The following is an 8,385-nucleotide window of genomic DNA, read 5'->3' as shown; positions in this document are numbered from 1 at the left end:
CCGGAGTGGACGAACCTCTGGTGTACCGGTTGTCACGCCAGTGGCATCGCCGGGTAGCTATGTTCGGAAGAGATAACCGCTGAAAGCATCTAAGCGGGAAACTCGCCTTAAGATGAGATATCCCTGGGGACTAGATCCCCTTGAAGGGTCGTTCGAGACCAGGACGTTGATAGGTCAGGTGTGTAAGCGCAGTAATGCGTTCAGCTAACTGATACTAATTGCCCGTAAGGCTTGATCCTATAACAAGTCTGCCTTATAGATCTGCGCCGTGTGTAAGCACTGGCCGCGATCCAAAGCGACAAGTTGGATTCTCGTGTGTGATACACACAACTCAAAATTACTGCTTCTTCCCAGATTGGTTCTGTTGGCCACGCCAGCAGAACAACCCTCTTTGCCTGATGACCATAGCGAGTCGGTCCCACCCCTTCCCATCCCGAACAGGACCGTGAAACGACTCTACGCCGATGATAGTGCGGATTCCCGTGTGAAAGTAGGTAATCGTCAGGCTCCCTAAGCCAAGAACCCCCGCCCAACAAGGCGGGGGTTTTTGCATTTCGGCATCCCGAAAAGGCCGGCGGCGAAGCATTACCGAGGCTACCTACGCCGAGTCCCGCTGCGACGTAATGAATAGCAGTGCAGACCGGTCAATCCTGCGCTCCGTTATTCTCGGGTAGTGGCCGTTGTACCGTCCTGAAACTCCCAGCACCTCCTTCCGCTAACCGTACCATCCGTCTTCAGGATCGATCTGGCCAATATTGCACATTCGCCGACGATGTTGCGATGGCTGATGATGAGCGATGTTGATCGACAATGATCGATGAATACTGCCTACTGACGAAAATCCCTGCATCTGCCTCTCCTTCGAGGCGCTGCGTCATGCGCACTGCTCGGCGATCGCAGCACGAAATCATCATAGAAATCTATGCGCATAAAGTTCATTCGCGCGACATGCCCGGCAGAGCGGGAAGCAAGCCCTTCGGGGTAATATCATCGCTCGTCCCGATTCCCCGGTGCTTGCCTGCATCCGCCGGCGGTCGGCGCTTTTTGCATTCCGTCTTCCGCATCGTTCATGACTGACAGCCCCGCTCAAGGTGGTCGGACGACCGACTTCTTGCCGTATCTCGTCGCCGCGACCTTCTTCATGGAGTACCTCGACACGACGGTGATCGCGACCGCGCTGCCGCAAATGGCCCGCTCCTTCGGCGTCGGACCGAACGCACTGAGCCTCGGGATGACGGCCTACATGCTGGCGCTGGCGGTATTCATCCCGATCAGCGGCTGGATCGCGGATCGCTATGGTTCACGCACCGTCTTTGCGAGTGCGATCGTCGTCTTTACCGGTGCGTCGGTGCTGTGCGGGCTGTCCGAAGGGGTGATGTCGTTTACGGCTGCCCGGCTGCTCCAGGGTGTCGGCGGGGCGATGATGGTGCCCGTCGGGCGGATGATCGTCGTGCGCAGTACCGAGAAGGCGAGGCTGATGCGCGCGATCGCGACGATCACGTGGCCGGGGATCGTCGCGCCCGTCGTCGGGCCGCCGATCGGCGGCTTCATCACGACCTATGCATCGTGGAGATGGATCTTCCTGTTGAACGTCCCGTTCGGCCTTGCCGCGCTCGTTTGTACGTGGCTGATGGTCCGGAATACGCGGGCCGACGAGCAACGGCCGCTCGACTGGGTCGGCTTCGTGCTGGCCGGCGGCGCATTGACCTGCCTGTTGATCGGCACCGAAGCGGCCGGCCAGCAGGATGTCGATTTCACGCGCGCGGGTGTCCTGGTGGGCGCGAGCGTGCTGTTCGGCATTGCCGCTTGGCAGCATGCGCGACGCTGCGCGCATCCGCTGCTCGATTTCACGACGCTGAAGGTGCCGACGTTCTCGGTGACCGTGATCACCGGCTCGATCACGCGGATGGCGATCAACGCCGTCCCGTACCTGCTGCCGCTGTTGTTCCAGATCGGCTTCGGGCTATCGCCGTTTCAGTCCGGCCTGCTGCTGCTCGCGAGCGCGCTCGGCAATCTCGGGATGAAGGCGGGCACGTCGTGGATCCTTGATCGTTACGGCTTCCGGCGCGTTGCGCTCGTCGACGTCACGATCGTCGGCATTTTCACGATCGCATGCGGCTGGCTGACTGCGTCGACGCCGTTGGCGATCACGCTGTTCGTCGTATTCGTCTACGGGCTCACGCGTTCGATGCAGTTCACGACGCTCGCGACGCTGGCCTATGCGGATATCCCGCCTCAGCAAACGAGCGCGGCCAGCACGCTGTGGAGCGCCGCGCAGCAGATGACGATCGGGATGGGGATCGCGTTCGGTGCATTGTCGCTGCGGCTCGCGGCATGGGGGCGCGGCGACGCGGCCGGCATGCACTACGTGCTCGACGATTTCCGCTGGGCGTTCGTCGCAGCGGGCGTGCTCGCGCTGCTGACGTTGCCGGGCTATGCACGGCTTGCCTCCGATGCCGGCGACCGGCTGCGGGCCAACATGGCGCGAGGATAGGCCGGACTGGCAATCGTATTGGCGGGGCGACAGGTGAGCGCGGATGTTTTGCAGCACTCACCCCGAAGGGCCGATTCGTTTCTGCGTGGATCGCTTGACGGTCGGCGCAATCGGTATTCAGTCATTGCGGGCACGCGGCCTTCTGGTCGATCGTGCTTTGTCGGAACGCTCTCGGAACGATAGCGTGCGGTGCCGCGGCGACCATGCATGCGATGCGCGACAGGGGCGGGACGAGACAGCAGCCGTCCGTCCCGATGCCCAATGCCCGCTATCCACTACCTCCCTACTGCGCGTCATGGAAGATGATGCCGACCGTATGGCGGTGGCCGCTTCGAATCCGGCTGACGCCGTGCCGCAGGTTGACGCGATAGACGCCGCGGGTTCCCTGCACGGGCCGGCCGTGTACCGCGAAGATCACCGCGTCGCCTTGTGTCAGCGGCACCACTTCCGCACGCGACTGCATGCGTGGTCGCTGTTCCGTCAGCACGAATTCCCCGCCACTGAAATCGCGGCCCGGCGCCGACAGCAGGATCGCGACCTGCAGCGGAAACACGTGCTCGCCATACAGGTCCTGATGGAGGCAGTTGTAGTCGTCGGCACCGTATTGCAGGATCAGCGGTGTCGGTCGCGTCTGTCCCGCTGCGTGGCAGCGGTCTAGGAACGTCGCATGGTCTTTCGGATAACGGACGTCGCATCCGAGCGCCTGGTTCCAGCGATTCGCGATCGGCGCGAGATGCGGGTAGATCGTCGCGCGCAGCTCGGCGATGACCGCGGGCAGCGGATATGCGAAATACTTGTACTCGCCGCGGCCAAAGCCGTGCCGCGCCATCACGACGCGTGAACGATAGAGCGCATCGCGCGGATAGAGCGACGCGAGTGCATCGCACTCGCGTGCCGACATCAGGCCCGGCACGCGCGCGCATCCGTAGCGATCGAGCTCGGCATCGACGCTCGACCAGTCGAGGGTGTCGACGCGTTGCGCGATGTCCTGCGAGTCGACGGCGGGTTGCAGATCGGCAATGTTCACGGGCGTACCTCGGGGCATCGGCAGTGCGGCGTCGTGCGGTCGCGCACGGTCGGATTCACGATGAAAGTCGATGAACCCAGTCTAGCGGCGTCCACATGCCGATACGCTCCAGATCTTGCGCTTTAATTCGGGCCAGGAAGCATTGAAGGCGCGGCATCGACACACTGAATGTTGCGACGTGCCGGAGCGGAGAAGCGGAGAAGCGGAGAAGCGGAGAAGCGGAGAAGCGGAGAAGCGGAGAAGCGGAGAAGCGGAGAAGCGCCATATCCCACCTGCCGCGGCGGATAGCCGGCGATCGCCCGCCACCCGCCGCGTCCGCGATCAGGCCAGCGACCGGAACAACCAGTAAAGCCCGGCCGCCAGCGCGATCGACGCCGGCAGCGTCAGCACCCATGCGAGGACGAGGCTGCGCACCGTGCTCCATTGCAAGCCGGAGCCGTTCGCCGCCATCGTGCCCGCGACACCCGACGACAGCACGTGAGTCGTCGATACGGGCAACCCGTACACGTCGGCGGCGCCGATCGTCAGCATCGCGACGAGTTCGGCCGATGCGCCCTGTCCGTACGTCAGATGCTGCTTGCCGATTTTTTCGCCGACGGTCACGACGATCCGCTTCCAGCCGACCATCGTGCCGAGACCCAGCGCGATCGCGACGGCGACCTTTACCCACGTCGGAATGAATTTGGTCGCGTGGTCGAGCTGCGTGCGATAGTTGTTGATCGCGAGCTTGTCGTTGGCCGCGAACGCGGGCTGGCCCGACTTCTCGATCAGGCGAATGGCTTCGGAGACGAGATACATCGTGTTGCGCACGTTGTCGACGTCGCGCTGCGGCACGGCCGCCATCGAGCCCGACGCGCCGACGGCGGTCGCGAGCGACGTGGATAACTGCGCGACGGCCGGCAGCACGGCGGGCGTCAGTTCACGATGCTGCACGTAGTGTTCGACATCGGCGCGCGGGTTCGCGGACGGCGCGACGCCGTTCGTGTACTTCCCGAACGTCGCGGCCGCCTGGTTCGCGACGGCCACGAAGGTCTGCGATTCGGCGGGCGTGACGGCCTTGTTCAGCGCATACGCGGTGGGCACCGTGCCGATCAGGATCAGCATGATGAGGCCCATTCCTTTTTGCCCGTCGTTCGACCCGTGTGCGAACGACACGCCGGTGCAGGTGAGGATCAGCAGGCAGCGAATCCAGAACGGCGGCGGCTGATCCTTCGGCGGTTCCTTGTACAGCTCGGGAATCCGCACGACGGCCTTCAGCGCGAGTAGCAGCAGCGATGCACACAGGAAACCGACGATCGGCGAGAGCAGCAGCGACTTGCCGACGCCGAGTGCCTGGCCCCAGTCGACGCCGCTCGTGCCGGACGGCCCGTGCATCAGCTGGTTCATCAGCCCCACGCCGATGATCGAGCCGATCAGCGTATGCGAGCTCGAAGACGGCAATCCGAAATACCAGGTCGCGAGGTTCCAGACGATCGCGGCGATCAGCAGTGCGAACACCATCGCGAAGCCCGCGCCGCTGCCGACCTGCAGGATCAGTTCGACCGGCAGCAACTGCAGGATGCCGAAGGCGACGGCACCGCTCGAGACCATCACACCGAGGAAGTTCCACATGCCCGACCAGATCACTGCGACGTTCGGCGTCAGCGAGTGCGTATAGATCACGGTGGCGACCGCATTCGCGGTGTCGTGGAAGCCGTTGACGAATTCGAAGCCGAGCGCGATCAGCAGCGCGGCGCCGAGCAGCAGATACGGGAACAGCGTCCCTTCGCGGACCGGCGCCAGATCGGCGAGCAAGTGCGTGGCGATATAGACGGCGCCGAGCACGAGCACCAGCAGAAATGCGGCATAACCGATCTGCCTGTTGCGTGCGACGGAGCCGGGATGGTGCGGGGAGGACGAAGCGGGTTGATTCATGACGGCATCTCGTGAGGGAACCGCGTCCGATCCTAGCTGCGGCTAGCAGTCAGTTTGATGACAGTCGGGACGACGAACGGTGCGTCTTACGGGATGTAAGGCAAGCGGCGGCATGTGACGCGTCGGGGCGCATCGTCTACCCACATCGTGAACGAGACAGTGGCCTACGCACCCGTGTCGTGCACGTCGTCTGTCGCGGCCAACGTCCAGCCGCCGGGCGACGCGACGAACGTCGTGCACGACAGCGGCGCGACGTCGAGGCGGGCGGCCGCCTCGCGATCCATCCGCAGCACGTGCGCGATGGCCGCGCGGACGATCGGTGCATGCGTGATCGCGACGACATCGCGATCGCGCGGCAATGCGGCCAGCCATGTGCCGACCCGATGCGCGGCGGCGTCGAACGATTCGCCGCGATGCGGCGACGCGGACGGCGAGCCGATCCATGCTGCAAGTTCGTCGGGCAGGTCGCGCGCGAGATCGTGCAGCCGCTTGCCACGCCAGTTGCCGTAGTCGAGGTCGCGCAGCGCATCGTCGATATCGGCGTGCAGCCCGAGTGCGTCGGCCGTCTGCCTTGCGCAGCGTGCCGGGCTGCACAGCACGAGCGAGCCGGCAACGCCCATCCATCGGCCGCGCAACGCAGCGGCTTCGGCGAGCCCGAGTGCGTCGAGCGGATCGGCGTCGGGAAACGTGCCGGTGCGCATGGCGCGGGTCGATGCGTGCGCGATCAGGCGCAGCGAGGCAGGCAGGGTCATGTCGGTTGTCGGATGATCCGGAACGGGATGTGCTTGCCCATGTGGCATCGCTTCAATACGCGAACGTTCGCGCGTACAATTCGCCCGATACGAAGCGCGGAAGCCGGTGCAATTCCGGCGCGGTCGCGCCACTGTAACCGGAAAATCGATGATCCCGGAAGCCAGACCTGCCTTCGTACCCATCCATCATTTGTCGGGGCGCGATTCCCCTGAGGTGCATCCATGAGCGAAGCAGTGCTGAAGCCGGCGGTCGTGCCGGCACCCATCCCCGTCCGTGAGCTGTTGCCGTGGGCCGTGTTCGTCGGCCTGATCCTGCTGCTCGCACTCTATTTCGTCGGTGCGGAACAGGGCGCGACGTCGCTCGTGCCGGGCATGGTCGTACACGAATTCGTCCACGACGGCCGCCATCTGCTCGGCTTTCCCTGCCACTGACGCGGAGTAAAAGATGGTCGGAAAGCTGCTCATGCGCGGGATGCTCGCCGGCATCGCCGCGGGCCTCCTCACGTTCGGTTTCGCGAAAATCGTCGGCGAACCGCAAGTCGATCAGGCAATCGCCTTCGAGGAAAAAACCACCGCCGCCCAAGGCGAGGCGCCGGAGCCCGAGCTGGTCAGCCGCCATACGCAGGCCGGCCTCGGGCTGCTGACGGGCGTCGTGACCTACGGCGCGGCATTCGGCGGGCTGTTCTCGCTGGTCTTCGCGTATGCGTACGGGCGCGGCAGCCGCCTGCCGGCGCGCCCGCTTGCCGCGTGGCTCGCGCTGGGGGCGTTCGTCGCGCTCGTGATCGTGCCGAACCTCAAGTACCCGGCCAATCCGCCGTCGGTCGGCGACCCCGACACGATCGGCTATCGCACGGGCCTGTTTTTCCTGATGATCGCGATCTCGGTCGCGACGATGGTGTTCTCGGTCAGCGTGCGCCGCCATTTGCTGGCAAAGCTCGGGCAGTGGAACGCATCGATCGTCGCCGGGCTCGTGTTCGTCGCGATCATCGCGGCCGTGCAGATCGGGCTGCCGTCGGTCAGCGAGTTGCCGGCCGATTTCCCGGCGGCCTTGCTGTGGAAATTCCGCGTGGCGGCCATCGGCATGCAGGTGATCATGTGGACGACGATCGGCCTGCTGTTCGGTGCATGGGTCGAGCGCGGCGAGCGCGCGGGAATGCGCGCCGCCTGACGCGCGGGGCAACCGGGCGCACCTAGCGCAGCATGCGCGGCGCGCTCCACGTCGATTCGCGCGCCAGCGCGACGAACGCCGCCAGATAGTCAATCGATGCATCCGCTTCACGGATGCCGAGGAAGATCTGCTTCGCGATGCCCTTCTTGCCGAGCTTGACCGGCACGACCGGCATCCGGTCCGCGTACTCGTCCGCGAGCCACCGCGGCAGCGCGGCCACGCCGCGCCCGCTCGCGACCATCTGCAACATGATGTCGGTCGTCTCGATCGACTTGTGCCGCCTCGGCACGATGCCGGCCGGCGTCAGGAACTGGTTGTAGATGTCGAGCCGATCGGTTTCGACCGGGTACGTGATCAGGATCTCGTCGGCCAGCTGCGCGGGCGTCACGTAGTCGGCATGCGCGAACCGGTGCGAATCCGCGACCACGAGCACCTGTTCGTAGTCGAACACGGGATCGAAACGCAGCCCCGGCTTGTTCAGCGGATCGGGCGTCACCAGCACGTCGATGTCGTAACCGAATAGCGCGCCGATGCCGCCGAACTGGAAGCGCTGCTTCACGTCCACGTCGACGTCGGGCCAGCGCGACAGGTACGGTGACACGACCTTCAGCAGCCACTGGTAGCACGGGTGGCACTCCATCCCGATGCGCAGCGTGCCGCGCTCGCCTTTCGCGTACTGCCTCATCCGTTCCTCGGCGAGCTCGAACTGCGGCAGCAGCCGGTTCGCCAGCTTCAGCAGATACTGCCCGGCCTGCGTGAGCCGCAGGCCGCGGCCTTCCCGGTCCCAGATCGGTGTGCCGAGCTGCTGCTCGATTTTCCTGACGGTATGGCTGAGCGCCGACTGCGTGAGGTGCAGTGCATTGGCCGCCGCGGTCAGCGAGCCCTGGCGCTCGACTTCACGAATGACGACGAGATGGAATCGTTCCAGCATGGATGGCGCTCATTCCACGAATACATGAAGAATGTTAATGGATGAATGAAATAATGCCATTTTATTTCATGGTTTGAAATCCCTATGATGGCTGCCGGA

Annotated in this window: 7 protein-coding genes, 2 rRNA genes and 1 riboswitch; of the genes, 5 read left to right on the top strand and 4 right to left on the bottom strand. The window is 64.4% G+C overall.

Annotated features, from left to right (window positions below; all coding sequences use genetic code 11):
* The 3 genes from QZM15_RS26405 to QZM15_RS26395 form a co-directional block, all read left to right on the top strand.
* A 23S ribosomal RNA gene (locus tag QZM15_RS26405) occupies nt 1-239 on the top strand; the annotation flags it as partial.
* A 155-nt stretch (nt 240-394) separates the two neighbouring features.
* Nucleotides 395-507: ribosomal RNA gene (rrf, locus tag QZM15_RS26400) — 5S ribosomal RNA — on the top strand.
* Nucleotides 508-1,069: 562 nt separating this feature from the next.
* On the top strand, nt 1,070-2,494 hold the full coding sequence (locus QZM15_RS26395) for a DHA2 family efflux MFS transporter permease subunit (RefSeq protein WP_302107562.1): 1,425 nt from the start codon (nt 1,070-1,072) through the stop codon (nt 2,492-2,494).
* Nucleotides 2,495-2,777: 283 nt separating this feature from the next.
* Here the strand turns inward: QZM15_RS26395 and QZM15_RS26390 are convergent, their stop codons facing one another.
* The 3 genes from QZM15_RS26390 to QZM15_RS26380 all read right to left on the bottom strand — a co-directional run bounded on the left by QZM15_RS26390 (nt 2,778) and on the right by QZM15_RS26380 (nt 6,187).
* A complete protein-coding gene (locus QZM15_RS26390; protein ID WP_099317842.1) occupies nt 2,778-3,539 on the bottom strand; it encodes a 2OG-Fe(II) oxygenase in 762 nt (253 codons plus the stop codon).
* A 303-nt stretch (nt 3,540-3,842) separates the two neighbouring features.
* Nucleotides 3,843-5,435 (bottom strand): inorganic phosphate transporter, encoded by a 1,593-nt coding sequence (locus QZM15_RS26385; protein ID WP_302107561.1) that lies wholly within the window; start codon nt 5,433-5,435, stop codon nt 3,843-3,845.
* A gap of 164 nt (nt 5,436-5,599) precedes the next feature.
* Nucleotides 5,600-6,187, bottom strand: coding sequence for a histidine phosphatase family protein (locus QZM15_RS26380; RefSeq protein ID WP_302107560.1), 588 nt, complete (start codon nt 6,185-6,187; stop codon nt 5,600-5,602).
* Between the two features lie 46 nt (nt 6,188-6,233).
* A riboswitch (cobalamin riboswitch) is annotated at nt 6,234-6,377 on the top strand.
* A gap of 32 nt (nt 6,378-6,409) precedes the next feature.
* Between QZM15_RS26380 and QZM15_RS26375 the strand changes: the two genes are divergently transcribed.
* Nucleotides 6,410-6,619: a CbtB-domain containing protein gene (locus QZM15_RS26375; RefSeq protein WP_034175140.1), complete on the top strand. Its 210-nt coding sequence runs from the start codon at nt 6,410-6,412 to the stop codon at nt 6,617-6,619.
* A gap of 13 nt (nt 6,620-6,632) precedes the next feature.
* The gene (locus QZM15_RS26370; RefSeq protein ID WP_302107559.1) at nt 6,633-7,355 is read left to right on the top strand and encodes a CbtA family protein; all 723 of its coding nucleotides are present in this window, start codon (nt 6,633-6,635) and stop codon (nt 7,353-7,355) included.
* 22 nt (nt 7,356-7,377) lie between these two features.
* Here QZM15_RS26370 and QZM15_RS26365 read toward each other — a convergent pair whose 3' ends face one another.
* The gene (locus tag QZM15_RS26365; protein ID WP_302107558.1) at nt 7,378-8,286 is read right to left on the bottom strand and encodes a LysR family transcriptional regulator; all 909 of its coding nucleotides are present in this window, start codon (nt 8,284-8,286) and stop codon (nt 7,378-7,380) included.
* Nucleotides 8,287-8,385: the final 99 nt, after the last annotated feature.

The sequence above is a fragment of the Burkholderia sp. AU44665 genome, assembly GCF_030504405.1.
Classification (GTDB): Bacteria; Pseudomonadota; Gammaproteobacteria; order Burkholderiales; family Burkholderiaceae; genus Burkholderia; species Burkholderia semiarida.
The sequence above is the reverse complement of the archived record's forward strand: the minus strand, read 5'-3'. Positions and strand labels throughout refer to the sequence as shown.

What these genes read in the sequence shown, in the direction of transcription:
- QZM15_RS26390 (WP_099317842.1), bottom strand. Translation starts at nt 3,539, where the DNA reads ATGCCCCGAGGTACGCCCGTGAACATTGCCGATCTGCAACCCGCCGTC.
- QZM15_RS26380 (WP_302107560.1), bottom strand. Translation starts at nt 6,187, where the DNA reads ATGACCCTGCCTGCCTCGCTGCGCCTGATCGCGCACGCATCGACCCGC.
- QZM15_RS26375 (WP_034175140.1), top strand. Translation starts at nt 6,410, where the DNA reads ATGAGCGAAGCAGTGCTGAAGCCGGCGGTCGTGCCGGCACCCATCCCC.
- QZM15_RS26370 (WP_302107559.1), top strand. Translation starts at nt 6,633, where the DNA reads ATGGTCGGAAAGCTGCTCATGCGCGGGATGCTCGCCGGCATCGCCGCG.
- QZM15_RS26385 (WP_302107561.1), bottom strand. Translation starts at nt 5,435, where the DNA reads ATGAATCAACCCGCTTCGTCCTCCCCGCACCATCCCGGCTCCGTCGCA.
- QZM15_RS26395 (WP_302107562.1), top strand. Translation starts at nt 1,070, where the DNA reads ATGACTGACAGCCCCGCTCAAGGTGGTCGGACGACCGACTTCTTGCCG.
- QZM15_RS26365 (WP_302107558.1), bottom strand. Translation starts at nt 8,286, where the DNA reads ATGCTGGAACGATTCCATCTCGTCGTCATTCGTGAAGTCGAGCGCCAG.